The following is a 24981-nucleotide window of genomic DNA, read 5'->3' as shown; positions in this document are numbered from 1 at the left end:
GAATGAACATGAGAACACTTTTCGCTTTGCTGGCGTGTGCAATGGCTTTTCAGGTAACCGCTAAACCCAACATCAACGATATGCAGCAATGTCAGGCACTGCTGGATTTTCTAGAGAAAAAACTGGCAACACCCCCGACCCAATATTCTAAAGAACAGGTTCAAACAGCCAAACTTGGCTTAGAAGAATACGACGCCTTTATCCAAACAGAGATCGTTACTCCCGGTTTACTGGCATTTAATGGTGGTGACAAAAGCAAAGCCGACGCCATGCAGCAACAAGTCGATGCTTTCAAGTCGACCGTTGTTTCCGCTCTGGACAAACGCTACCCCAGTCAAAAACTGGTTATGGACCACGTTATCTCCCTTAACGAATGCACCAAAAAAGCGGTGCCTTCAGGCGAAGAACTGGACGATCTCAAGCGCTCAATGGAAGCACTGATTGCTTTGGTCAGGACTCAGTAACATTATGACGAGAAAAGTCTTTTGGGATGATCCTTATCTCACTACCCACTCCACCACGGTGCATTCGGTTTCCGGCTCAAATATTGAGCTGGAATCAACGATCTTCTATGCCGAAGCAGGCGGACAGGAAAGCGATGAAGGCTCCATTGGCGACTATCAGGTAAAGAAAGCCACTAAAAATGGTAAGCAGATTACTTACACTTTGGAAGATAGCCACAACCTACAGGTTGGCGATCAAGTAGAAGTGAAAATCGACTGGTCTCGTCGATATCAGTTGATGAGGCTGCATTTTGCTGCGGAAGTCGTGCTGGAGCTTTTTTATAAGCAGTTAGCCGGGATTGAAAAGACGGGCGCGCACATTGCTGCCCACAAAGCGAGAATCGATTTTCACTACCCAGATGGAATACGCGAAACCATTCCTCTGGTTCAGGAAACGGGACAGGCTCTGATCAATCAGGGGCTTCCTATTATTTCCGCTTTTTCGGATGAAAACGCAGAGAGGCGCTATTGGAAAGTCGAAGGATTTTCTCAGGTTCCCTGTGGAGGCACTCACCTGAAAACCACAGACGAAGTGGGTACGCTCAGGTTAAAACGAAAGAACCTAGGAAAAGGCAAAGAACGGGTAGAAATCTTTGTAGAAGATGCCTAGAGTCTGTTATCTACAGCACCAGAATCGTTGAGTTATCGATGAAATTCCAGTCCAAATCAACACCAAGCCCTGCCGATTCAGGAAGTGTCGCATAGCCATTCTGAATCGGAAGAGGCTGCTTTAAACCAAATGAAAAGGTATGCGTCGGGAAAAGCAATTCGGCATAAGTGGTGTTATTGATGGCAGCTGCCACATGCAAATTCACCATTTCTAACGGATGAAAAATAGTGGTGTGCAACTCGCAATTCATATGGAATGCGTCTGCCAGATGCGCTGTTTTCAATACACCAGTGATACCGCCCGACCAGGACACATCTGCTCTAACGGCATCGAAGACTTCGCTACTTATCGCTTCTGCCACAGAATATGGGTGGTGCGGTAACACCTCCGCTCCCACAATGGGTATCGATACTTTGGATTTCAATTTCTTCAGTGCACTGAATGATTCATCTGGCAATGGTTCTTCCAGCCAGAGATAGTTAAGTTCTTCAATGGCTTGTGCAAATTGAATGGTCTCGCTCAGTCGGTATGGCGCAACCGGATCAGACATCAAAGCAAACTCTTCCCCGACCGCTTGCCTAACTGCGCGATGAATCTCGATATCTTCTTCAACCTGTTTACCGGGAGGATGAATCTTATAACCGCAGAAACCCGCGTTTTTCACCGCAAGCGCTTCTGCCTGATAAGCCCCGGCATCGGGCAAAACCAAAGAGGATGTATAAACAGGAACCCGATTTCGCAATCCACCGATGTACCGCCACAAAGGTTGCCCCGCGTGCATAGCACCAAGGAGCCACAAGCAACAGTCGAATGGTCCGAAACTGTACATAGGCAGGTGATGCCACCAGCGATTAGCAACCCGAAACTCCTGCCAGATCTTTTCTCTGTCTAAGGCATGTTTACCAATCAACAAGGATGGCATACAGGACGCCGCTAAATGACCAGAACCCACTGCCGACTTACCTGCAAAGCCGAACATAGAGGTACTGAGACCGCACTCGGTAGTAAGCGTAACAACCAGAAAGTCGATAACGCTTTGTGTTTCAGATGCATTGACAGAGTGTGATTTTAGGCTGCTTGCGCCCATATCGGTTGATGTCTGACAGCAACGTATTTCTACGTTTTTGATGATCATATTGAAAAAACCGCTACTTATAGGTGATTAGGCATTCAGCATGACCCAGTGCTTCGGATTTGGTTTTGTTGCCGCGTGCCACCGCAATCACCAGATCCGTAATCTCATCGGATACCGAATCAAGAGAGGAGCCTTGCAGTACTTTACCGGCGTTGATGTCCATATCACCGGACATCCGCGCGTAGGTTTCTGGATTGGCACACACCTTAATCACCGGAGAAATCGCACTTCCAACCACCGAACCGCGCCCGGTTGTGAACAGGACTACATGCGCGCCGCAAGCGATAAGCTCCGTAATTTCTGCATTGTCCGCAATATTCGGAAAACCAAACCTCACTTCCCCGTCGGGCACTACATCCATAAGCCATAACCCGTTTTTATTGGGAAGTTCGGCAGGTTTGATGATGCCTTCAATTGGGCGAGAACCACTCTTTGAATACGCGCCGAGTGATTTTTCTTCGATGGTGGTTAGCCCTCCGTCAGCATTACCCGGAGCAAAACTGGCGAACCCGAGCACGCTGTAATATTCAGCTGCCTTGTTGACCGATTCAACCAAAGCTTCTGATATTTCCGGCGTTGCCCCTCGCTGGCTCATATGCGATTCACAACCAATCAGCTCGCCTGTTTCTTCGAAGATACAAGTCGCGCCCATATCCACTAACTGGTCGAAACTTAAACCCACTGCCGGGTTAGCAGAAATACCCGATGTGCCATCAGAGCCACCACAAATTGTCGCCACAGAGAGTTCACTTATGTCCATCGGCACTTTGGTTTGCTCACTCAGCGTTTCTAACGCACCCGACACCCACTTAATACCAAGATCAATGGCATTTTGCGTGCCTCCCACTTCCTGAATACCAATAGTTCTGGAAGGGCGACCACTGTTTTTCACCATGGTGTCCAGCTTTTCGCGGTTCATGCTTTCGCAGCCGAGAGAAACAAACAGCACCGCCCCAACATTCGGGTGGGTAGCCAGCCCAGATAAAACCCGTTCTGCATGCTCGTTCGGATAGCAACCCGGAAAACCCACTTCATGGACCAACCCCGGCGCAGACGTTTCAAAGTGACGAACAATTTTGCTTACTACGAAATGGCTACATTCCACTAAATAAGCCACCATCACCTGATTACGGATCCCTTTGCGACCATCGCTTCGAAGATAACCCTGAAGTTGAACACGTGGTTTGGATTCAGCCATGCGTATGCCCTCCTCGCTGATGGGACGGAATATACCGGCTGTGCAGATTGTGTGTGTGAACCATTTCGCCTGCCTCTACATCTGACATACATTCGCCAATAGGCACGCCGTATTTGATGATCAGGGTGCCTTTTTTCAACGCAAAGCGAGCCAGCTTAAATCCAACCGGTGTGGGCTGTTGAACCACCACGCTCTCATCGCCAACCGACACTTGCTCATAAGGAGCGAGTTCTCGGCAGGCAATGAGTACGTTGTCCTCCGCTTTTAACAGAATCACAGACGCCATCAGAACTTTCCGTACTGCAAATACGCTTCTTGCGCGTCCATTCCGTCGAGAATCGCGGTTCTGACCTTGTTCTCGACCTTGGAAGCATCGTAAGCCGCCTGCGCGATGTGTTGTGCTTTGTCTCTCGGGATGATGATGGCTCCATCGTCGTCCGCCAGAAGGTAGTCGCCAGTATGAATAGAGACGCCTCCGATCTGGATAGGTACATCGAACCCTTTAGGCTTCCAGTACCCGACAATGTCTTCTGGCGTGTAGAACCGATGCCAGAGCTGAAAACCGATTCTGCGAATAAAGCCTGTGTCTCTCGCTCCGCCATCCACGACGCACCCCAGCACACCTTTGTGTTGCAGCGTTTCGGCAGACAACTCGCCCATATGCGCAACTTTGTTGTCGTTAGGCTGACAAACCCAGATATGCCCGGGTTTGGCTTTTGACAGCAGCCCTGTCCACTCCAGCAGGCTTTGATGCCCGTCCAGAGTTTCATCCACTTCCCCTTCAATGGTGAAGATGGGGCCAGCCAGAGTTTTGTCCATAAGGAGCGGCCTGATTTCGCGTGGTAACACGTAGTTACTTAACCCGAGGTCGCGCATTACATCGTTCACCACGCCGGTGTAGCATTTCTGCAGGAGCTGCGTAATGGCATCCAGCTCGATTGTTGATTGAGTCATGATGATTCCTTTAAAGCAGCGACTGCTCGGTTTCCTTGTCAAATAAATGAATGCGATCCAGCCCGATAGCGAACTCCAGCCTTTCGCCGTTTCGCACATCTCTGGGGCTCAGCATTTTGGACTGCACTTCTTTCTGACCTATCTGAATAAACAGGATGGTTTCCGTACCCTGCGGCTCGGAAATGATGACGCTTTCGTGGAAAGAAGAACTTTGCACGCCGTTTTCCATGCCATGCCCAACGGGATACAGATCGTCTGGGCGAATGCCCACTACTACTTTCTGTTCATGTCGGACTTTGCCACGGAAGCGATCCGGCAATTCAATCTCGTGAGCACCTTCAAGATGCAGAATCCAGCCACCGTCTTGTTCGTAGGCGATAGCGTCGATCATGTTCATTGGCGGGCTGCCAATGAACGAGGCAACGAACATGTTGACAGGCGAATGGAAGATCTCCATTGGCGAGCCTACCTGTTCGATATAGCCGTCCCGCATCACCACCACGCGATCTGCCAAGGTCATGGCTTCAACCTGATCGTGTGTTACGTACACCACGGTAGTCTGCACGGTTTGATGCAGTTTCTTGATTTCCGTGCGCATCTGTACCCGTAATTTGGCATCCAGATTTGAGAGAGGCTCATCGAACAGGAAAACATCCGGCGTTCTCACAATGGCGCGCCCCATTGCCACACGCTGACGCTGACCACCAGATAGTTCAGCGGGCATTCGGTCCATCAGGCTATCCAACCCTAGAATCTGAGCCGCGTTGTCGACGCGTGTTTTGATTTCAGCATCGTCGATACCTGAAATCTTCAACCCAAAGCCCAGGTTTTCCTCTACCGTCATATGCGGATAGAGGGCATAGCTCTGGAACACCATGGAGATGTTTCTGTCCCTTGGCGGCAAGTCATTCACCACTCGATCACCAATGGTCACTTCACCGCTGGTAATACCCTCCAACCCCGCAATGATTCGCAATGTGGTGGACTTTCCGCAACCAGAAGGACCGACTAACACCACAAATTCGTTGTGTGCGATGTCCAGGTCGACACCGTGCACCACTTCGATTTTGCCGTAACGTTTTACAACTTTGCTTAGCTTTACATCAGCCATAGATGTCTATCCTTTTACACCACCAAATGTCAGCCCTGAAATCAGGTGCTTCTGTACTAAAAACGTCAGTATTAACGCCGGAATAATAATGATTACCGCCATGGCACACATGCCAGCCCAGTCAATGGTAAATTGAGCGGTAAAATCCATTAGCCCTACAGGAAGCGTTTTACTGTCTGTCGAGCGGGTTAACTGGCTTGCCAGTGCGTATTCGTTCCAGGAAGTCAGGAATGCGAATATTCCGGCAGACGCCAGCCCGGAGCGAGCAAGAGGAAATTCAATTTTCCAGAATGCCTGCCAGCGGGTACATCCATCCACTTGTGCCGCTTCAGATAAATCCTTGGGGATCTGGCGGAAGAATCCATCTATCAACCAGATAGTGAACGGTACGTTAAGCGCAACGTAAACCAAGATCACCCCAAACTGAGTGTCTATCCAACCGAGCTTACTCCATAAGATAAACACGGGAAGGCTAAGGGCAATTCCCGGAATGGTGCGTGACAGCATCAAGCCAAGAAACAGCGCATCTTTCCCTTTGAATCGATATCTCGCAAACGCGTACCCACCTGCGATTCCGATTAAAATCGCAATCGCGGTACTGGTTACCGAGATAATCAGTGAGTTCATAAAATAGCTGCCCACGGGTATGGCAATTTGCTCTGCACCCATGCCGAATATCGACATAAAGTTAGAGAGCCCGATTTCCTCCGGCATCCATACTGGTGGTTTGGCAAGAATTTCTGAATTGGGTCGAAAGGCAGAAAAGATCACCCAAACACCCGGAATACACATCAAAGAGATAAGGACGAACACGCCCACTCGTATCGCGATGTTTTGCATTCTGACTTTCATTGAAGCAGCGATCATTGCGCACCTCCCATGTAGCGGCGTGCCGCAACTAACTTACGGAAGAAGTAAAAGGTAAAGAAAATCGACAGCAAGATAGACACATATGCCATGGCATTAGCCTGCCCCATTTTGGCGTTGTCGTACCCTACTCGGGCGATCAGCGTCCAGAGCAATTCAGTTCGCCCAGCGGGACCGCCCCCCGTCATCACGTCTACGATGTCGAATGCTCTTGCGACATCCAGAGAACGGATAGTCATGGCAATGAACACAAACGGCATCAGAAATGGCAAGGTAATGTGCCTGAACACCTGTAGCGGCGTACAGCCATCCACCTTTGCTGCCTCAATTGGGTCTTGCGGCATCGCGTAAAGACCTGCCAGTAGTAAAATGGCAAACACGCTGGTACTCATCCAGATCTCTGCCACCATAATGGACATCATGGCGAGCGTTCCGTCCACCAACCAGGGGATAACCTGATCGGTCAGCCCAAGGGTTTGCAGCAAGTTATTGAGAATTCCTATGTTGTCGTTGAACACGTATTTGAACTGGAAGCCCACCAAAATGGGAGAAAACATCATTGGGAACATCATTACCGTTCGTAACAGACGTTTTCCTTTGGTTATCTGATTCACCAGTAGTGCAATCACTAACCCCAGAACCAGCTCGACATTAAGCACAATGGTCAGGAAAAAGACCGTTCTGGCAAACACCCACCAAAAGTCAGCATCAGAAAAGATTCGGGTGTAGTTCCTGACCCCGATAAACTTCCACAGTGTTTCCGGGCGAATAATTTTGTATGGCGTAAAACTTGTGTACAGCGAGAAAATCAACGGCAGTAACACCACCACCAGAATGGTGATGATTGCTGGCAAAAGCAGCATATACGGAACCGATTCTTCTCTGTGAACAAAACGCCGAAGTGCACGAATCATACTTATCCCTGTATTCGTTAAACCTCTAAAAAGTTAAGGGTGGGTTGCCCCACCCGTCTCGATTACAAGTAACCCGCATCCTCCATCACTTCACGCGCATCTTCAGCTGCGTCGTCAAGCGCTTGTTTGATGGTTTTCTCACCGACAATGGCCGCCTGTAGTTGTGGCCAAATTTGGTTTGATACTTCAATCCACTCTGGGATAAGAGGCGGTGTGAACGCATCGTCTGCCATCGACTCCTGATAGGTCTTAAACACTTTCACCATAAAATCGTTCTTCAAAGCACGGTTAGCTTCGATGATGTCTTGCCATACACGAGTACGAGTCGGCAATAATCCGCGACGCGCTTCCAGAATCTGTCCTTCATAGCTGGTAAGGAAGGTAATAAACGAAGCTGCCGCTTGTTTGTTTTCGCATGCTTCAGTGACTGAGAAGGTATGTGAACCCGACCAACCCGTACGCTTGCCGCTTGACCCGACAGGTGCTTTCACTAAGCCGATATCACCAGCGATTTTGGAGTTTTTCGGATCGTTGAAAAACGCAGCCCAACCCGCCCAGTCAAGGTTTAACGCAACCGTGCCCGACGCAAAGCCCAGACCCGTGTCATCCCATAGGTAGTTTGGCACACCCGCTGGTACTGCTTTGGCTTCGTACAAGTCGACGAACCATTTCAATGCACGTTGACCGGCTTCGGAGTTGAATGTCGGGTTCCAGTCTTTATCGAACAGAGCACCACCCTCTGCTACCAGCATTTCGTAGAAACGACCTGTGATCGCCTCATCTTTACCCACGTACTGAGTACCGTAGAAGTTAGGTGGATCGGCAAAGAAAATCGCCTGGTCTTTTACCTGATCCCAGGTCGCTGGTGGCGCTAAGTCGTAGCCGTATTTGGCTTTGAACTTCGCCTGATTGTCCTGATTCTCAAACAGAGATTTTTTGTAATAAAGGTTGGAGATGTCACTATGACGCGGAAGCTGAACCAAACGACCATCAATGGTGCCGTGCTCAAGAGTTAACGGTACAAACTCATCCAATACGTTTGAACCGATCAGTTTTCGAAGATCGGTATAGATAGAGCCGTATTGAGGGGCAAAACTGGTGTGGTTAGACGCCACACAATAGTTGATGTTGTTGGCTGCTATATCCTGTTTGATTTCGCGGTCTAACTCGAAGTGGTTCTTACGGGACAATACCTCTACCTTCATCCCTGTTTTCCGTTCCCATTTCGGGATCAGGGTATACAAAGGTTCATACTGTGCCCCACCAATTAGCTTGACGCGCAGTACATTGTCATCTGCTGCATACGCCGCAGACATCGAGGTTGTTAAGCAGGCAAATCCAATTGCCATTTTCAGTTTGTTCGATCCTAAAAAACGCTTCATCACGTCCTCCATGACGCCGATTTCCCAGAGGCGAGAATGTTCGGCTGTGTGTTTAAGGGTTTATTCAAGTGTTCACTTAAGTAAAAACTCCTTAATGATTGATTCCGTATGCTGGCCTAAAGAAGGTGCAGCAACGCTACTGTTCATAACGTGACCATCAAACCGAATCGGTAAGCGGGTCGTCATCAATTCTTCTACTTCTTCATGGTCGAGCTTTTGCAGCATATCCAGATGCTTAAACGCATCGCTTTCCAATAGCTCGTCCCAGTTCAATACTTCGGATGCCCATACGTCGTGCTTGGCGAAAATCGACATCCAGTGTTCTGTGTTTTGCTCTAACAGTTTGAGTTGGATCAGTGCCTTGATTTCGTCTCTCTTGCTAAACCACAAGCTGCTGTCCGTAAAACTGGCAATGAGCTCGTCTTCCATCAGTTTGCCTAGCCTGTCGACCGGTCCCATGGCAATCGCTATATAGCTGTCTTTGGTTTCGTAGATGCCATAGGGAGCCGATAAATACGCATGAGCGTTGTTCACTTTTGCGCGATCCGGATCGCGCTTACCGTCATTCAAATAAGTGGTCAGTACTTCAAACTGGAAATCCACCAGCACTTCCAGCAAACTGGTTTCGACCTTCCCACCTTCGCCCGCTTCGTTACTTCTCACCAGTGCCGCTAACACCCCCTGCACCAGTGCATTGCCCGCAAGCATGTCAGCAATCGCTAAGCCCATTGGCGTCGGTGGCATATCTTTGTTGCCGCTCAGCCAGGTAACACCAGACAAAGACTGCGCAAGCAAGTCCTGCCCCGGTCGGTTTACCCATGGTCCGGTAGTACCATAACCAGAAACAGACCCATATATAACTGTAGGATTAAATTGACGAATTGTTTCATAATCCAACCCAAGCCTTTCAATGACACCCGGTCTGAAGTTTTGCAAAACGATGTCGGCTTTTTTAAGCAGTTCCTTTACTACAGCGACGTCGTCAGGGTTCTTCAGATCCGCACAGAAGCTTTCTTTATTGCGATTGATGGCCTGAAATAAGGAATTCACACCACCCACATCGGTGTCGGTTAAATAGAGATGACGACAAAGGTCACCTGTGCCGGGGCGTTCGATTTTAATCACTCGCGCCCCTAAATCTGCGAGCTTTAACCCCGCTAATGGTCCTGCCAGAAACTGGCTGAAATCGACAATAATTTTGCCTTCTAAAGGGCGTGTCATCGCATACTCCTTGCAAACGCCTGCTGGATGTTTTCTACCGTTTGCTCTGGTGACAATTTTCCTTGCAAGCAAGCGTTCACCCAGTCGCCTGCCTCATCCTGAAACTTGAGATAACCGTTGTGTCTCGGTCTTAGATACGCGTTTTCCAGCGTTGCTAATGTGTCTTTGAAGAATTGATTAGAAGCAGCATTACAATGCTCATCCTGCCAGGCTACCAAGTTGCCCGGCTGACCACCTGAATTAAAATAGAAGTCTTTCTGCATCTCAGCAGAAGCAATCCAGAAAGCGTATTTAAGCGCGATGTCTTTGTGCTGAGTGGTGGAAGAAATAGCGATACCTGTACCACCAAGAGTGGTGCCACCAATGGCGTGATTCCCAAATGCGGGCGCGTCACAGGAGCGAACTACGTGCTGGCGGAATCCTTCTCTTCCATAGTTGCTGTAACCATAGAGATAAGGGATATAGACCGCATCGTCGCGACTCGCCAGCCATTCATATGCACCAATCGGGTTCATTGCAAAGCATCGTTCATCAACGTGCTTACTCATTCTGAGCAGTTGATTTAACGCATCGACACCCGTTTCGGTATCAATACCGTCCGCTGATTTACCAAAGGGGGTATTTCGGTTTGCCAATACATTGTAAAAGCACATCAACGCATCAATGGGTTTGAGTGGGCAAACCACTTTCCCCGCTTCTGCCAGCGCGACCACTTCTTCCCACTCTTTAGGCGGATTAGGAAGCAAGTCGGGACGATACGCTGCGACCGGCGTTGCTGCATCAATCGCCAGCGCCCACTGGTGTTTGTCGAAATAAGAAGGGTGAGACTGACCAACAGACTGCTTGGCAAGCAGTTCCAGTTCTTTGTCGTAGCCGTTACCATCCAGTGGAAGCAGCAAACCGCTTTCCGCAGCCGCTCCCGCATGGGGATGGTCGATCACCATAAGGTCAAATTCTGATGTCATCTCTTCCAGTGGTCGGTCTGCAAAAGCCTGAAGCGAGCGTTTGTGCCAGATGATTTCTACGTTTGGGTGCAATTGTGCAAATTTATTCGCAGTTGCCACCATTGGGTCATAACCTCGGTTGTGATCCCAGGTCATGCCATGCAATGTCACCTTACTCACTCGCTTTCTCCTTTTACGCTGGCTTTGTCTTTGTAAAGCACCGTCATCAAATGCTCACAATAGAGCACCAACTCGCCATCTCCTTTGTAAACGCTGTAGCTGACTCGGATCAGACCCATTTCGTCATACTTAGGTTCTTTAGCCAGATTTTTGCGAACGGTGTAGATGGTGTCGCCAATAAAGGTGGGTTTGATGAAACGAAGCTTGTCGTAACCGTAAGAGAAAGAGTTCAGGCAGTTAGTTGCGACCAACCCTAACCCGTAAGAGAAAACTTGAGCACCGGCGACTAATCGCTTACCGAAATGCCCTTCTTCTTTGGCAAATGTGTCGTCTGCCACGTAGGGGTGAAGGTCCATCACCAGGCTATTAAATAGCATGGCTTCCCCTTCTGAAATTGTTCGTCTTAACGAGCGAATGGTATGACCGACTTCAAAATCTTCGTAATACCAGTCTTCTGCGTTCCAAACGGGGATATCAGAGTGTTCTTCCGGCATCCCTTTTACGGGGCGTGATGCCACGCCTACCGTTGGTTTTCTATCCATGACAACCTCAGTCGAATTTCATATCCAAAACTAAATTTCAAAATCAACACTAGCAGTTGATTAAAAAATGATCAACAATAAATTTCAAATATAAATCTACATTGTGAATATGAAATTTATATAGGAAATCACATATGGAAAGAGTGAGATATTTTGAAGACTACATCATGGAAGAAACACGAGAGACGTTCGGCAGAACCATCACCGAAACCGACTTTGTGGTTCATGCTGGTCACACGGGCGATTTTTTCCCCCATCATTTAGACGAAGAGTTTTGCAAAACTAAGCCCTGGAAGAAGCGTATCGCTCACGGCACCATGACCTTTGCCATCGGCATTGGCTTAACTGCAACCGAAATCAACCCCGTTGCCTTTACTTACGGTTATGAGAGATTGCGCTTCCCTGCGCCCGTTTATATTGGCGATACCATTCGAAGCCGAATCCGGATTTCTAAAAAAATTGAAGATCCAAAGCGTGCAGGTTTTGGTCAGGTCACAGAAACCGTCGAAGTACTGAATCAAGATGAGAAAGTGGTGCTTTTTTGTGAACACATTCTCTTGGTAGAAATGCGCAATAGCTAAGGTCTGTATAAATTTATATCTCAGGAAGAGGAATTGAAAATGGAACTGCAACAATCTTGGCCTTTACCCTCCAACCCCAAACCCATCGTCATTATTGGCGCGGGTGGGATCGTACACGATGCCCACATGCCAGCGTACCGAAAAGCTGGGTTTCAGGTTCAGGGGATATTTGATATTGATACCGACCGAGCCCAAAAAGTCGCCGAAGACTGGGGAATCGAGACGGTTTATCCTGATTTAGACAGTGCGACAGCCTTTACCGATGTGGTCTACGACCTGCCACTTCCCCCAGTTGCGGTTCCGGAAGTATTAGAAGCATTGCCAGACGGTGTACCTGTGTTAATTCAGAAGCCTCTTGGGCTGGATTTAGAGCAGGCAAAAGTGATTCGCGAGATATGCGAGCGTAAGTCCTTAGTTGCCGCCGTTAACTTTCAGCTTCGCTACTCTTCCATGATGCTTGCGATGCGAGATGCCATTCAAAGTGGAAAGTTAGGTGAGCTGACCGATATAGAAGTTCATCTGAACATTCTTACCCCCTGGGAAATGTTCCCGTTTTTACTCCAAATGGAACGAATAGAACTTCTGGTTCACTCGATTCACTATATTGACCTGATTCGTTCCGTAGCTGGCAACCCGAAATCCGTTTATTGCCGAACCATGGCAGATCCACGCTCTGAGGACTTCAAGCAGACCCGAACCAGTGCAATTCTGGATTATGACTATCCACTTCGCTGCCTGATGTCGATTAACCATAACCACAACTATGGTCGCAGAGCGCAGGATGCTACCTTCCGCTTCGAGGGTACAGAAGGCTGTATCACCGTTAAAATGGGTGTGGCGTTGAATTACCCACATGGTGAACCGGATGAGTTCTGGTTCTGCGAACATGGTAAGGAATGGCAATCTATTCCATTAGAAGGAAGCTGGTTCCCAGACGCCTTTATAGGCACCATGAGCAACATTCAGCGATTTGTCGCTGGCGAAGATGAAATTCTGAATACCGCCGTCGCCGATGCTTTCCAGACAATGGCAGTAGTAGAAGCGTGTTTTGAAAGCAGCGCAGCGAAAGGGACGGATATTCCTTACTAGAATACGTTTTACCTTTCACCTGAATACGCAAAAGCCGAGTAGTGTTGAATCTACTCGGCTTTTACGTACATTGAAAATGCTAGTTCGCTTGATGTTTTTCCAAGAAAGGGGTCAGTTTCTCGATAAGTTGTGGTTGAGCACGCTCCGCTTCTTGCATACCTAGCTGGGCACCTGCTCGCACCAACACAGTCGATTTTTCAACAAACTTCTGCCCAGTAGGTGTTGAATAAAAATCGATCAACGCTTCTATTTCTTTCTGACTGAAAGTTTTGGAATAAAGGTTAGCAAGTTCATTTATAATGCGGTGGCGATCAATGTCGTTTATATACCAGCTCCGATAGATATCAGTGAGTTCTTCTTTTTCTGCTTTGTTCAACTGAAGACTGTTCGCTAGCTGATCAATCATCGGTATCATTGCCTCAAAACCGCCAGAAAGCTGTTCTTCCATTTTCATCACTTTTAATAAGTGGCTTACAGACTCTCCTTTATCGATAGCCAAAGCACTCATCGGAGTAGACACTAGCAGTGATATAACTACCCATTTCCACAGATGTTTCATTTAACTTTCCTATTTGCTTAACGAGTAACAGCATGGAGCACGAATAACCAACCCATACCACGTTGAAATTTACTTATTATTTCCACCCTGTTTACCAAAGGCAGGAGATAGCTCAAAAGAAATACCATCTTCAATGAGCTGGATTATTTCAGACGGAGCATCGTATTGAAGAATTCTTACTTCATAAGCACCTTCAAACCAAGCATACATATGAAGTGAATAAGTTTTATCAGGACAACTAATCAAGTGTTGTTTCAACCTTTTCTTTAGCCCAGTAGTAGATGAGCCTACATATAAAACGCTAGAGGGAGCGTTTACTCTGCTACACGCCTTTAGCTTCTTTTGTTTAAAATCAACAAAAGACTGATACGTGAAGTCTGAATTACCACCAATTTCTTGAATGATATAGATCCCTCTTTCAATATCAGGAATATCATCAAAACTGGTTGCTTTAAATTCAGCAATTGAAGAAGTAGTTTTTGCTTTATTACATGTATCAATCAATCTATCTAAGTATTCCATCGTTAATTAGCTATATTTTGATTCTTTAATCTGTTTAAAAATAACTTTTCTTTAAACACTGAGGGTTAAATCATATAGGAACATTCTTATTTAGAAGAAGATAACGACCTTATATTGTTAACAACCCAGTCAGTTACATGCTTTTTGGCATTTCTCTCAATCGTTTTTCGACCTTGTGTTCTACGCCAAATTTCTGAAGAAACCATAGATTCATTAATCTCATTTATTATTTCAACGGGTCTTTGAAAGCATCCTCTCCTATCGTAGAACTCTTCTGATATATATCCTGTGATTTTACATAGAATCACCTTTTCTTCTTTATTTCTAACAAAGACTAAGTCACCTTCCTTCATTTCTAATAGCCAATACCTCAAAGCAATATCACAACGTCGCTTTCCAGACTCTTCTAAGCTAAAGAGTTTTTTTTCAATTAACTTTTGCTTGGCCTTTCGAATGAAATTAGCTAGCTCTTTACCTCGCATAACAAGCTCAGGAAAGAGTTTGCTTTTGTATCTGTGAGCGACATCTATACCACCACAACTACCATGTGCGCTGTGGATATATTTATAATTTTGGTTCAGGTCAAGATCATCCCAGCCATCTTTGTCCATTCTAAGAAACCAAATGTTCATTGATTAATTTTCCCTTAGATATATTGAGTGTATGTAAACAAAAAATGCAACATATCACATATCAAGTATTGACCATAGGAAAATAACTCTTTGAATTAGAAAGGTGATCGCAGATTTAGCCAAACCACTGAATCTGCGAAAAAGTGAAGTTAAGTTGAGTTATTTGGTTGCGCTGACTCAACCCAACAGCTCAAGGCAAATCGCTACGCCTTGTCCGCCGCCAATGCACATGGATGCCAAGCCTCGTTTTGCGTTTGCTCTTATCATTTGATGAATCAGAGACACAACAATTCGACAGCCCGATGCTGCTAAGGGGTGACCAAGCGCAATGGCACCGCCATTGGGGTTCACTTTTTCTGGATTCAGAGACAAATCTCGCATTACCGCAATGGATTGAGCAGCAAAGGCTTCATTCAGTTCAACCACATCTAACTGATCTATGGTCCACCCTGCCTTTGCTAACGCTTGTTTCGATGCCAGTACCGGTCCCAATCCCATGTCTATGGGGTCCAATGCCGCGGATGCGTAAGAGACGATTCGAACCATAGGTTTTAGCCCAGCGGAGGCCAGCGCACTTCCTCGCCCAACTAAAACGGAAGCTGCACCATCGTTAATACCTGAAGCATTTCCAGCGGTAATAGTTCCTTGTCCGACAAATGCAGGGAGCATTTCTGACAACTTCTTGAGGGATGACTGAGGGCGCGGTTGTTCATCATGGGAAACAATGGCGTCACTTTTGTTTGTCTTCACCTTAATGGGAACAATCTCTTGTTCAAAAAGGCAGGATTCCATCGCTCTTTTGGTTTTTAACTGCGAGTTCAGAGCAAACTCATCCTGCATTTCTCTGGATATGTCATACCGACTGGCAATGGGTTCGACGGTTTCCCCCATGTGTATGTTGTAGAACTTATCCCAAAGCCCATCAGTGATCATGCTGTCTTTCATTATTTGATCGCCTAGCTTTTTGGGTGCGCGGGCATGCAACACGTGCGGGGCTTGTGTCATAGAATCTTGCCCACCCGCCAGCACCAGATCCGCGTCTCCCGCTTTGATAGCCTGCGCCGCCAGATGAATCGACTTCTGCCCTGCGCCACAAACCATGTTGACTGTCATTGCGGGGATACGGCTTGGCAAACCCGCCCAAACCGCTGACTGACGAGCAGGATTCTGACCCGCACCTCCTGTCAGAACCTGCCCTATAATGACTTCATCGATCAGCTCGTGGTCAAAGTCATGTTCTGCCAGCATTCCTTTTATGACCTGCGAACCGATTTCCGCCGCCGATAAGCTTGCGAACACACCATTTAACTTTCCAATGGGGGCTCGCTTTGCTGCGGCAATGTATATGTCGTTGTCCTTCATAATCAGACCTTAGACGTAACCCGCCGTCGATTTGACTTCAAGATAGTCTTCCAGCCCCCACTCACCGTGCTCGCGACCATTTCCGGATTGCTTGTATCCGCCAAACGGCGCATTCGCATCCCAGTCTGCACCATTAATCCAGATAGATCCGACTCTGAGTTTTCGGGCAATCTGTCGGGCTTTTTCCATATCTAAGCACTGTATGTATGCAGAAAGACCGTAAACAGTATCGTTAGCAATCTCAATGGCTTCGCTTTCCGTTTTATAACCAATCAACGCAATGACGGGGCCAAAAATCTCTTCCTGAGCAATGGTCATTGAATTATCAACATCGGCGAATACGGTAGGTTTAACGAAGTAGCCTTTTGAAAGACCGTCAGGCCGCCCTAAGCCACCAGTCACTAAAGTGGCTCCTTCTTCGATGCCAGCTTTGATTAAGGACTGAATTCGCTCGAACTGGATCTCATTAACAACCGGACCTAGCGATACATCTTTCATCGGGTCGCCCACGCTGTGAGCATCGGCAGCTTCTTTGGCGAAGCGTTTAGCATCTTCCATTTTTTCTTCTGGAATCAGCATTCTTGCTGGTGAACGACAAGCCTGACCGCAATTGACATAACAAGCCGTTACCCCATCTTTTACCGCTTTTTCCAAATCCGCATCTCGCATGATCAAGTTGGCTGATTTCCCGCCTAACTCCTGTGCCACCCTTTTGACAGTTGAGGCAGCGGATTTTGCTACCGCAATCCCTGCTCGGGTTGAGCCCGTGACCGAAACCATGTCGACATCAGGATGACGAGACAGAGCTCCACCAGCACTGTCCCCAGCGCCGGTAATATGGTTGTACACACCAGCGGGGTATCCCGCCTGATGAACCAGCTCAGCAAATTTAATAGAGGATAACGGGGAAAACTCAGACGGCTTCGCCACCATGGTGCATCCTGCTGCCAGAGCTGGTGCGGCTTTCACGACCAGCTGATTCATTGGCCAGTTCCAAGGCGTGATCAGAGCGCATACACCAATGGGTTCTTTTGAAATTAATGTGTTTCCGCGAACCTCCTCAAACACTTCTTTCTCTAGTGCCGCGATAGTGGCTTCCAGGTGCGCTGTGCCCACCCACGCCTGAGCCGCTTCTGAAAACGCTTTGGTAGTGCCCATTTCGAGTACCATCAAATGCGCTATTTCTTCGTATGCGTCGTTATAAAGGGACAATAAACGCTTCAGCAAAGCTAAGCGCTCTTCTTTGGAGGTCATTGAAAAGTCATCAAACGCTGCTTTTGCAGCCGCTACGGCTCGGTTAACGTCCGTCTCATTGGCCATAGGGATCTGACTGGTTACGGCTTCCGTCGCCGGATTAATCAGCGTATGAGTGTCGCTGGAATCGGGTGTGACCCACTGACCATTGATATAAAATTTTCCTATATTTTCCATCATGATTCCTTCCTTACAGGGCTTGTAAACCCCAATTATCCTTTACCAGCGGCCAGCCTGACTGAATCCGGATGCTGACGTAATTTCAACATTGCCCACGTTCCCACAAAGGGACCGGGTACTAAGATTAGAAATGTCCACTGCCAACTGCCTAGCCACTCGGCAACTTGCGGCGTTATCCAGATAGCAAGAATCGTAATCGCAAACCCGATGCCCATTTGCAAAGCCAGCGATGACCCCACCAGCGACGAATCAGACAGCTCCGTTACCGCTGCTGAAAACTGAGCGCTGTCGGCCACAACCGTGAAGCCCCAGACCATAGCAACAAGGGTAAATACCCAAACAGGACCATCGAAATAAAACCCCACTAAAAGTGCCGCGCTCCCAGAGCAAATCATCATTATCGACGTGGCGTAACAACGACCGATTTTGTCGGCAAGCCAACCACAGAAAACACACCCCGGAGCGCCCAGTGCCACCACAGAAAAAGTGAGCAATGCGGCATTACTCACTTCCAAGCCATTCGATTGCGCCGCAGTGATGTAAGCCAGAAGCCAGCCCCACATGGCGTAGAGTTCCCACATGTGCCCGAAATAACCAAAATTGGCGAGCATGACAGGTCGATTCTTAACAACCTGACCAAGTTGCCTCGGGTTAAACTTTGTCTTAGCAAAAGAGTGAGGTCCTTCACTGAGCAAAAATCCGAAAATGATGGCTGCAATAAAGCTGCACGCCGAGCTGCCGATGATCACCAGCCGCCAGTCGATGTTGGCGGTGTCTCCTCGAAACAAAAATGGCAGAGCGGACCCTAAGGTTAATGCCCCTACCATTGCACCCATTGCCAATCCACGCCCTTTAACAAACCACGTAGCAATAAACTTCATCGCAGGCGGGTAGATGAAAGCCAGAGAGACACCCGTGATAAAACGAAGAAACATGGCGAGACCACCCGTTGGTTCGGTTAAAAGCAGTGCGTTGGATAATGCGGCTACCAGACTCGCGGTTGCCATCAACCTGGTCAGTTTCAATACATCCGAAATGGACATCAGGCTCGATGTCAGAGCGCCGGCGACAAACCCAACCTGAACAGCATTGGTTAACCAGGATGATTGCTCTGTCGTGAGTTCAAATACAACAATCAGCTCTGGGAGAATGGCAGTTGCCGAAAACCACGTGGTTAACGACAAAATCACGGCTGCAGCCGCTAAACTCAATGCTTTCCAATGTTCGGGGATCACGCTCATTTACAATCCTTCTAGCGCCACCGTAAACGTGGTTGCACTGCCCTCGACACACACATCCCCTTCACTGTCCGAAATGGTGGCTTTCAGTTGGCAAATGGGTTTGTCGTCTCGCACAGACTCAACCACTACAGTCGCAGTTATTGTTTCGTTCACGCCAACCGCTTTCAGAAATTTAAGGTCCGTATGCAAAAATACGGTTCCCGGACCAGGCAAATCCTGCGCAACAGCGGCATTTAACATGCCTGTTGTTACCCCACCTTGCACAATCAATTTTCCGAAAGGCGTTTTTTTGGCAAGTTCTTCATCAAAGTGGACCGGGTTTCTGTCCCCTGTCATTCCCGTAAACGCTTCAATATCTTCCCGTCTAGTGGTTCGCTTCCTTGAAGCCGTCTGCCCCACTTCAGGTTTGCCTTTGATAACCCCTTTCCAACCATCTTCATGCGTACTCATAACTCAGTTCCTTTGTTAGGGTCTGATGACCCTAGTTAAACCTGCTCGAAGCAGGGCAAAATCCGACCACCCAAGTTTGTAGGAGCAAACTTGAATCTGTCCCCGATTTGCATGTCCTTTTTTGTCCTAAACAGATGACTTAACAAAGTTGGTCCTTCATCCAGTTCAATCAAACCAACATAGTAGGGTGTTATGTCTATCCATCCGGGATGCCCCGGTTTGTTTACCTGAGAGTAACTTTTTAATGTCCCGCCTCCTGTCACCCGCTGCCACTGCAAGTCTTCTCCCCAGCAGAATGGGCATTGTGAACGCGGATAAAAAATGTGCTGATGACAGGATTGGCACTGCTGTATTTCCAGTTCGTCTTCAGATACAGCCCGCCAGAAAGGCTGTGTCAACGCGGTTATCGTTGGTCCTGGAACTTGCAAATGCTCTAAATGATCCTTATTCATTGCTCCGCTCCTAAAACCAAAGCCACGGCCTCGCTCATGGTGGCGCCATTTCCTGTTACTAATGCAGTACGACAAGACGGCATTTGACGCGCCTCTGCCGTACCCCGAATTTGGTGAACCGCTTCCACCACATGCGTCATGCCACCAGCCAGATCCGGCTGCCCGTAACCCAGCTGACCGCCATGTGTGTTAATCGGCTGTTTGGCTTCAACACCCATTCCGCCGTTATTCGACAGCCACTGCCCAAACTCGCCGGGTGCGCACAATCCAGCGTCCTCTATCGTGGTGGCGACCATGATGGTGTAACAGTCATAAAGCGAGAGAAAATCGATATTTTTAACGGACAATCCAGACTGTTTTAATGCACGTTGAATGGCAGATTTAAGAGGACCGGACGTGAGGTTTGGTGCCTGACTGACAGCGCGATGGGTGACTTTTTCCCCCGCTCCCAGAAGATAAACCGGAGAATGATTCGCCTTTTGAAAATGGCGGCTGGAAGTCACAATCACCGCCTCAGCCCCTGCCACGGGCATCACTATTTCAAATAAGTGGAGAGGTGAAGCGATGATTGGCGACGCCAGCACATCATCAACACTTGCTGGCTTTCCGTGAAAAATGGCATTGGGATTAAGTTGTGCGTTTTGCCGCGAACCTGCTGCTATTTGAGCGTAATCTTTAGCGCTGCACCCATATTTGTGCATGTGTGCCTGCATAAGCAGCGCGTATGAGATGTTGGCACCGGAAGCACCGAAAGGCACATCAAATTCCCGAATCGGATTCCTGTTGGGGGAACGGCTGGATTCTGGATTGCGATGATTGCCAATCACACACAACACGGTTTCGCACATTCCGGCTTGAATCGCAGCCACGGCACGCCAGATCATTCCCGCCCCGGAAGCACCACCAAGATCGACAACGTTCGCCATTGTCGGCTGAAGCCCCATGTACTCGGCGATAGTTGCTGGCACATGCTGGGGGGTTTCACCCACTTGCGGGCAAACCAGTAACCCATCGATATCAGATGGAGACAAGCCTGCGTCTTTTGCGGCGTAACTTGAAACCCGCATCAGCAATTCCAGCGTTGTGACACCCTCGGTTTGCCGTTGAGGTTTCAGAGAAGCGACACCTGTTATCCCAATCGCGTTATTCACCAGGCATTCTCCCGAGTCAGTTGTCTGTACTCTTCAAGGCATGCCTGATTGGCGATCGACCCGATATTTTTAACAACGCCACCCGCTACTACCGTTCTTGCTGCGCCTTCTACACGTTTTCCATTCACGGTATAAGGAACATCAGAAACGATGTGCACTCTCGCGGGCACATGTCGTGGAGAAGCGCTCTGTCTGATCTGATTGCGTATTTCAGCCACCAACATTTTTGATATGTCTTCCCCGGGTGCAGGCTTTAAGCAGAGTACGACGTCTTCGTCGCCATCATGCTGATGACCGAATGCAAGGTAATCGTCCACTTCTTTATATTGTTCGCAGACAGCGTAAATTTCAGAAATGCCAATTCGGACACCACCGGGTTTGAGTGTGTTGTCTGACCGACCATGAACGTATCCGCCACCTGAATAGGTGAATTCAACCACATCACCGTGAGTCCACACCTCGTTCCGATCGCCAAAGTACGTATCGTGATATCGCTTATCACCATCCTCTCCCCAGAACGTAAGTGGCATTGAGGGAAAAGGTTCAGTGCAGACTAACTCGCCACGCTCTCCAATAACCGGAATATCCCGATCATCTAAAGCCGCTATGGAATGCCCCAGAGCTTTAACCATAAGCTGTCCGCGGTACACGGGATGAACCGGTGACCCAATTAAGAAGCAACCTAATATCTCCGTTCCCCCTGAAATGGAGGCAAACATCATGTCTTCTTTTATGGCCTGATACACCCAGTCAAACTGGTGAGGCAGTGTCGGCGCACCGCAAACCATAAGTGATTTCAGGCTTGAAAGTGCGTAGTGCTGATTCGGAAGAAACGCTTCCGCCGCTAAAGTTGCCAGATACTTGGGGCTAACACCCAAGTGTGTCAAACCAAGATCAGAGGCTAAATTCCAAAGTGGTGTGGAATCCAAACCGTTCGGAGTTTTCAGAATGGGGGCGCCGTCATACAGAACAATAGCGGCTCCGGCAGCGAGCGCCGACAGGTTCCAGTGATACATCATCCAGGCGGTGTTGCTGTACCACATTACCCGATCATTACGTTGAACATCGCCATGCAAAACATGCTCTTTCAAATGCTGTAGCAATACCCCACCAACCCGATGAACAATGGCTTTTGGCGCACCGGTTGTTCCTGAGGTATAAAGCACATAAATGGGGTGGTCAAAAGGAGTTCGGGTATACGTCAACGGCTCTTGACGACCATAATCGCTTTGACGAATCACACGATCACTGACTAATTCACCTTCACCACTTTGCACAATGGTTTGAATGCTCGGAATGCCGTCTACGACCTGATTAATGCGATCAGAAATATCAAATGATTTGCCGCCATACTGATAACGCGGTTCAACGAATAATACTTTGGGTTCTACCTGACCGATTCGGTCAATAATTGCAGACTGACCAAAATCTGGCGAGCAGGAAGTCCATACTGCCCCAATGCTCACAGTACTCAATAAGGCAACCAAGGCATCCACGTTGTTTGGTTGAACCCCTGCCACCCTATCGCCCTGCTGAACTCCAGACAGACGCAAACCATCGGCAACTTTCGCCACTCTCATCCTGAGATCTTTTCGCGTAAACTGCGCCTGCTGACCAGATTCATTAGCGGTAAACACCACGACTTCGTCGTCAGGTCCTTTGAGCATGTTCTCCGCTAAATTCAGCTGAGCATCTGGGAAGAAGCGAGCTCCCGTCATTCTTGCTGTGGGGCTGGGAACATAGAAGGTTTCTCCTTTATCGCCCACAACATCACAGAAATCCCAGACCGACGACCAGAAGCCACCGAGGTCGCTCACCGACCAGCGGTGCAGTGCATCGTAATCATTCGGGTCGAAACCAACGTCCTTTGCAAACTGACTCAACCTCGACTGACGAATTCGTTCTGCAGATGGTTTCCAAAGTATTTCCTTGTTCATCATTAACTGTCCCTAGCTTTCCTTAGCTTTCCCGAGTCTTATCCATTCCCACGGCATCCCATACCAGCTCTGCCAAATCCTGAACAACGATTTGCTCTTCCACACCCAATGCCTGAACCGCTGCGCTGTACATCACCACGTCTTTCGGGCAGGACACCACAAATCTGGTCACCTTCCCAAGGGACAGGGCTTCGCGAATTCGATTCTCACTGGGTCGCTCTTTGAAATGGGTATCGTCCATAAAAATTCGCCCACCGCCTGCACCGCAGCAAAAGCTGTTTTCTCGATTTCTCGGCATTTCGTGGAGTTCATGCCCCAGTGCCTGAATCAATGTTCTTGGCACATCAAACCCATCGTTATACCGACCGAGATAACAAGGATCGTGATATGTCACCTGATGTGAGGCGCTTTTATCGACGGTCAATTTCCCTTGCTGAATCAGCTCCAGCAACAGCTCGGAATAATGGAGCACATCGTATTTCGCACCCAAAGCGGGATACTCTGATTTCAGTGCATTCAGGCTGTGCGGGTCGGTTGTCATAATTCGATTGAATTCGCACGCTTCTAATTGAGCAATGTTGTGTTGTGCCAGCAATTCAAATAAGCCTTCGTCGCCTGCTCGTCGAACGTCGTTTCCGCTGTTTCGTTCTCCGTCGTACAGAATGCCGACATCAACACCCGCCTGTTGCAGCAGTTGTGCAACCAATAAAGACAATTTCTGGGCTCTTGCATCGAAGCTGGCAAAATCGCCAACAAACCAGAGAATGTCGACAGGTTCCTTACGGGCGTCCTTGAGTTTCGGCTTCAACCCCTTAGTCCAGCGAGCTCGCTGCTTGGCTGGCTTTCCAAACGAATTACCGTGAGATTGAAAACTGGTGAGAGACGTTTGCAGCATGGGCTCTACGTCCCCGGCTTCTACCATGGTGCGACGCAACGACACGATTTTCGGCACATGTTCAATTCTTACCGGACACGCCTGCATGCATGCCCGACATGTGGTGCAAGACCAAAGGGTTTCTGTCGCAATAACTCCGCCAACAATTGGTACATTCGCTTCTGGTTGGGAGTTAGCTTTAAGCATCCCTTCGCGGAGATCCATAATCAGCGTTTTGGGGCTTAATGAAGAACCCGCCGCATGAGCGGGACATACCGCCTGACACCGACCACACTCGGTGCACGACAAAGTATCGAGCAAATCTTTCCAGGAAAAATCATCAAACGTCTCAACGACCGATGCGCTACTTTCAGTTTTTTGGCTGGAATCCGGTGAACGCAGCTGCCCTTTGGGTTCAAGAGGTCGGAAGAAAATGTTGGGTCCTGCGGTAAACATGTGGCGATGCTTTGACCCGGGTATGTAAATCAGAAAGCCCAAGATCACCAGAATATGTAGCCAATAGAAAACCCCAGTGGCGACTTTACCTGCCTCAGGCGTCATTCCCAGTGTTCGCATGCCATTAGCCAGCATGCTTGATATGGGTCGAAAGTCATGACTTGGGAGTTGTGAAGCCACAATGGAAGCAGAAAACTCCAGAATCATGGTGAATACAATCCCGAGCACCAGACAGTAAATGATCACCGCATCTTTTTGGTTTGAACCTTCAAACCGCGCGGGTTTTAGAATCAATCGCTGCCATGCTGCCAGACCGACACCAATGACTATGATGACGGTAAACAACTCCTGCAGCAGCGCAATCCACGTTTCCCCACCATAAGCAGCCAAGCTGAAACCCGGAAACAAACCCGAGCCAAACGCCTGAACTATCGAGGTAAAAAGGACAATAAAGCTGCTGAATATCATCAAATGCAACACACCTGAATAGCGGATCTTTAGAAGGCGTTTGTGCATTCCTACGTCCCCAAACACGCCTTTCAACCGCTCACTCATGTGGTCAAATCGCTCTATCGATCTGGCCTTTTTTAGCGGTTTGAGTCTTTGCCAAAAACGCCAAAACGTAATCGCAAACGCCAGAAGCGTGATAACCCAAAGGAGAAGTGTCTGCATTGATGACA

At 48.3% G+C, this 24981-nt stretch carries 26 protein-coding genes; 4 read left to right on the top strand and 22 right to left on the bottom strand.

Translation table 11 applies throughout. The features are described 5' to 3' along the window. Positions 1-8: 8 nt before the first annotated feature. Positions 9-464 carry a hypothetical protein gene (locus INR79_RS07335; protein ID WP_223096623.1) on the top strand — a complete coding sequence of 152 codons (456 nt, stop codon included), beginning with the start codon at positions 9-11 and terminating at the stop codon, positions 462-464. Between the two features lie 4 nt (positions 465-468). After that, on the top strand, positions 469-1113 hold the full coding sequence (locus INR79_RS07330) for an alanine--tRNA ligase-related protein (protein WP_223096621.1): 645 nt from the start codon (positions 469-471) through the stop codon (positions 1111-1113). A gap of 10 nt (positions 1114-1123) precedes the next feature. Here the strand turns inward: INR79_RS07330 and INR79_RS07325 are convergent, their stop codons facing one another. The 11 genes from INR79_RS07325 to INR79_RS07275 all read right to left on the bottom strand — a co-directional run bounded on the left by INR79_RS07325 (position 1124) and on the right by INR79_RS07275 (position 11561). Beyond that, complete coding sequence (locus tag INR79_RS07325) at positions 1124-2248, bottom strand: enolase C-terminal domain-like protein (protein ID WP_223096619.1); 1125 nt, start codon at positions 2246-2248, stop codon at positions 1124-1126. 13 nt (positions 2249-2261) lie between these two features. After that, the gene (locus INR79_RS07320; RefSeq protein ID WP_045964672.1) at positions 2262-3446 is read right to left on the bottom strand and encodes a UxaA family hydrolase; all 1185 of its coding nucleotides are present in this window, start codon (positions 3444-3446) and stop codon (positions 2262-2264) included. Next, positions 3439-3732: a UxaA family hydrolase gene (locus INR79_RS07315; RefSeq protein ID WP_004400371.1), complete on the bottom strand. Its 294-nt coding sequence runs from the start codon at positions 3730-3732 to the stop codon at positions 3439-3441. Before INR79_RS07315 ends, INR79_RS07320 begins: the two co-directional genes overlap by 8 nt. Continuing rightward, a complete protein-coding gene (locus tag INR79_RS07310; RefSeq protein WP_223096617.1) occupies positions 3732-4400 on the bottom strand; it encodes an RraA family protein in 669 nt (222 codons plus the stop codon). Before INR79_RS07310 ends, INR79_RS07315 begins: the two co-directional genes overlap by 1 nt. A gap of 10 nt (positions 4401-4410) precedes the next feature. Further along, positions 4411-5511 (bottom strand): ABC transporter ATP-binding protein, encoded by a 1101-nt coding sequence (locus INR79_RS07305; RefSeq protein WP_022550345.1) that lies wholly within the window; start codon positions 5509-5511, stop codon positions 4411-4413. 6 nt (positions 5512-5517) lie between these two features. Further along, positions 5518-6378 carry a carbohydrate ABC transporter permease gene (locus tag INR79_RS07300; protein ID WP_004400368.1) on the bottom strand — a complete coding sequence of 287 codons (861 nt, stop codon included), beginning with the start codon at positions 6376-6378 and terminating at the stop codon, positions 5518-5520. Next, entirely contained in the window at positions 6375-7292 is a 918-nt protein-coding gene (locus INR79_RS07295) for a carbohydrate ABC transporter permease (RefSeq protein WP_223096615.1), read from the bottom strand. The genes INR79_RS07300 and INR79_RS07295 overlap by 4 nt, the downstream gene beginning before the upstream one ends. A gap of 62 nt (positions 7293-7354) precedes the next feature. Then, positions 7355-8674 carry an ABC transporter substrate-binding protein gene (locus INR79_RS07290; RefSeq protein WP_022550344.1) on the bottom strand — a complete coding sequence of 440 codons (1320 nt, stop codon included), beginning with the start codon at positions 8672-8674 and terminating at the stop codon, positions 7355-7357. 72 nt (positions 8675-8746) lie between these two features. Then, on the bottom strand, positions 8747-9895 hold the full coding sequence (locus tag INR79_RS07285; protein ID WP_223096614.1) for a CaiB/BaiF CoA transferase family protein: 1149 nt from the start codon (positions 9893-9895) through the stop codon (positions 8747-8749). Further along, entirely contained in the window at positions 9892-11019 is a 1128-nt protein-coding gene (locus INR79_RS07280; RefSeq protein ID WP_223096613.1) for an extracellular solute-binding protein, read from the bottom strand. Before INR79_RS07280 ends, INR79_RS07285 begins: the two co-directional genes overlap by 4 nt. Then, positions 11016-11561 carry a MaoC family dehydratase gene (locus tag INR79_RS07275; protein WP_004398871.1) on the bottom strand — a complete coding sequence of 182 codons (546 nt, stop codon included), beginning with the start codon at positions 11559-11561 and terminating at the stop codon, positions 11016-11018. Before INR79_RS07275 ends, INR79_RS07280 begins: the two co-directional genes overlap by 4 nt. 134 nt (positions 11562-11695) lie before the next feature. Between INR79_RS07275 and INR79_RS07270 the strand changes: the two genes are divergently transcribed. Together INR79_RS07270 and INR79_RS07265 are read left to right on the top strand one after the other, a co-directional pair. Continuing rightward, on the top strand, positions 11696-12142 hold the full coding sequence (locus INR79_RS07270) for a MaoC family dehydratase (RefSeq protein ID WP_004398868.1): 447 nt from the start codon (positions 11696-11698) through the stop codon (positions 12140-12142). 39 nt (positions 12143-12181) lie between these two features. Continuing rightward, positions 12182-13231, top strand: coding sequence for a Gfo/Idh/MocA family protein (locus tag INR79_RS07265; protein WP_223096612.1), 1050 nt, complete (start codon positions 12182-12184; stop codon positions 13229-13231). A 79-nt stretch (positions 13232-13310) separates the two neighbouring features. Here INR79_RS07265 and INR79_RS07260 read toward each other — a convergent pair whose 3' ends face one another. The 11 genes from INR79_RS07260 to INR79_RS07210 all read right to left on the bottom strand — a co-directional run bounded on the left by INR79_RS07260 (position 13311) and on the right by INR79_RS07210 (position 24973). After that, positions 13311-13790: a DUF2059 domain-containing protein gene (locus INR79_RS07260; protein WP_223096611.1), complete on the bottom strand. Its 480-nt coding sequence runs from the start codon at positions 13788-13790 to the stop codon at positions 13311-13313. A 69-nt stretch (positions 13791-13859) separates the two neighbouring features. After that, a complete protein-coding gene (locus tag INR79_RS07255; protein ID WP_223096610.1) occupies positions 13860-14312 on the bottom strand; it encodes a GIY-YIG nuclease family protein in 453 nt (150 codons plus the stop codon). 86 nt (positions 14313-14398) lie between these two features. After that, positions 14399-14944: a hypothetical protein gene (locus tag INR79_RS07250; protein ID WP_223096609.1), complete on the bottom strand. Its 546-nt coding sequence runs from the start codon at positions 14942-14944 to the stop codon at positions 14399-14401. Positions 14945-15121: 177 nt separating this feature from the next. Further along, positions 15122-16306: an acetyl-CoA C-acetyltransferase gene (locus tag INR79_RS07245; RefSeq protein WP_223096608.1), complete on the bottom strand. Its 1185-nt coding sequence runs from the start codon at positions 16304-16306 to the stop codon at positions 15122-15124. A gap of 9 nt (positions 16307-16315) precedes the next feature. Continuing rightward, a complete protein-coding gene (locus tag INR79_RS07240; protein WP_022592219.1) occupies positions 16316-17740 on the bottom strand; it encodes an aldehyde dehydrogenase family protein in 1425 nt (474 codons plus the stop codon). Positions 17741-17772: 32 nt separating this feature from the next. Continuing rightward, positions 17773-18981 (bottom strand): MFS transporter, encoded by a 1209-nt coding sequence (locus INR79_RS07235; RefSeq protein WP_223096607.1) that lies wholly within the window; start codon positions 18979-18981, stop codon positions 17773-17775. Beyond that, positions 18982-19431, bottom strand: a complete 450-nt coding sequence (locus INR79_RS07230) for a MaoC family dehydratase (RefSeq protein ID WP_004398849.1) — start codon at positions 19429-19431, stop codon at positions 18982-18984. Positions 19432-19466: 35 nt separating this feature from the next. Beyond that, entirely contained in the window at positions 19467-19883 is a 417-nt protein-coding gene (locus INR79_RS07225; RefSeq protein WP_223096606.1) for a Zn-ribbon domain-containing OB-fold protein, read from the bottom strand. Then, positions 19880-21034, bottom strand: coding sequence for a thiolase family protein (locus INR79_RS07220; protein WP_223096605.1), 1155 nt, complete (start codon positions 21032-21034; stop codon positions 19880-19882). The genes INR79_RS07225 and INR79_RS07220 overlap by 4 nt, the downstream gene beginning before the upstream one ends. Continuing rightward, complete coding sequence (locus INR79_RS07215; RefSeq protein ID WP_223096603.1) at positions 21031-22974, bottom strand: acetoacetate--CoA ligase; 1944 nt, start codon at positions 22972-22974, stop codon at positions 21031-21033. Before INR79_RS07215 ends, INR79_RS07220 begins: the two co-directional genes overlap by 4 nt. Before the next feature lie 19 nt (positions 22975-22993). Beyond that, complete coding sequence (locus INR79_RS07210) at positions 22994-24973, bottom strand: (Fe-S)-binding protein (protein WP_223096601.1); 1980 nt, start codon at positions 24971-24973, stop codon at positions 22994-22996. Positions 24974-24981: the final 8 nt, after the last annotated feature.

This window comes from Vibrio sp. SCSIO 43132 (assembly GCF_019904195.1).
Lineage (GTDB): Bacteria > Pseudomonadota > Gammaproteobacteria > Enterobacterales > Vibrionaceae > Vibrio > Vibrio nigripulchritudo.
Note: the sequence above shows the minus strand (reverse complement) of the source record. Positions and strands in the feature narration are given on the sequence as shown.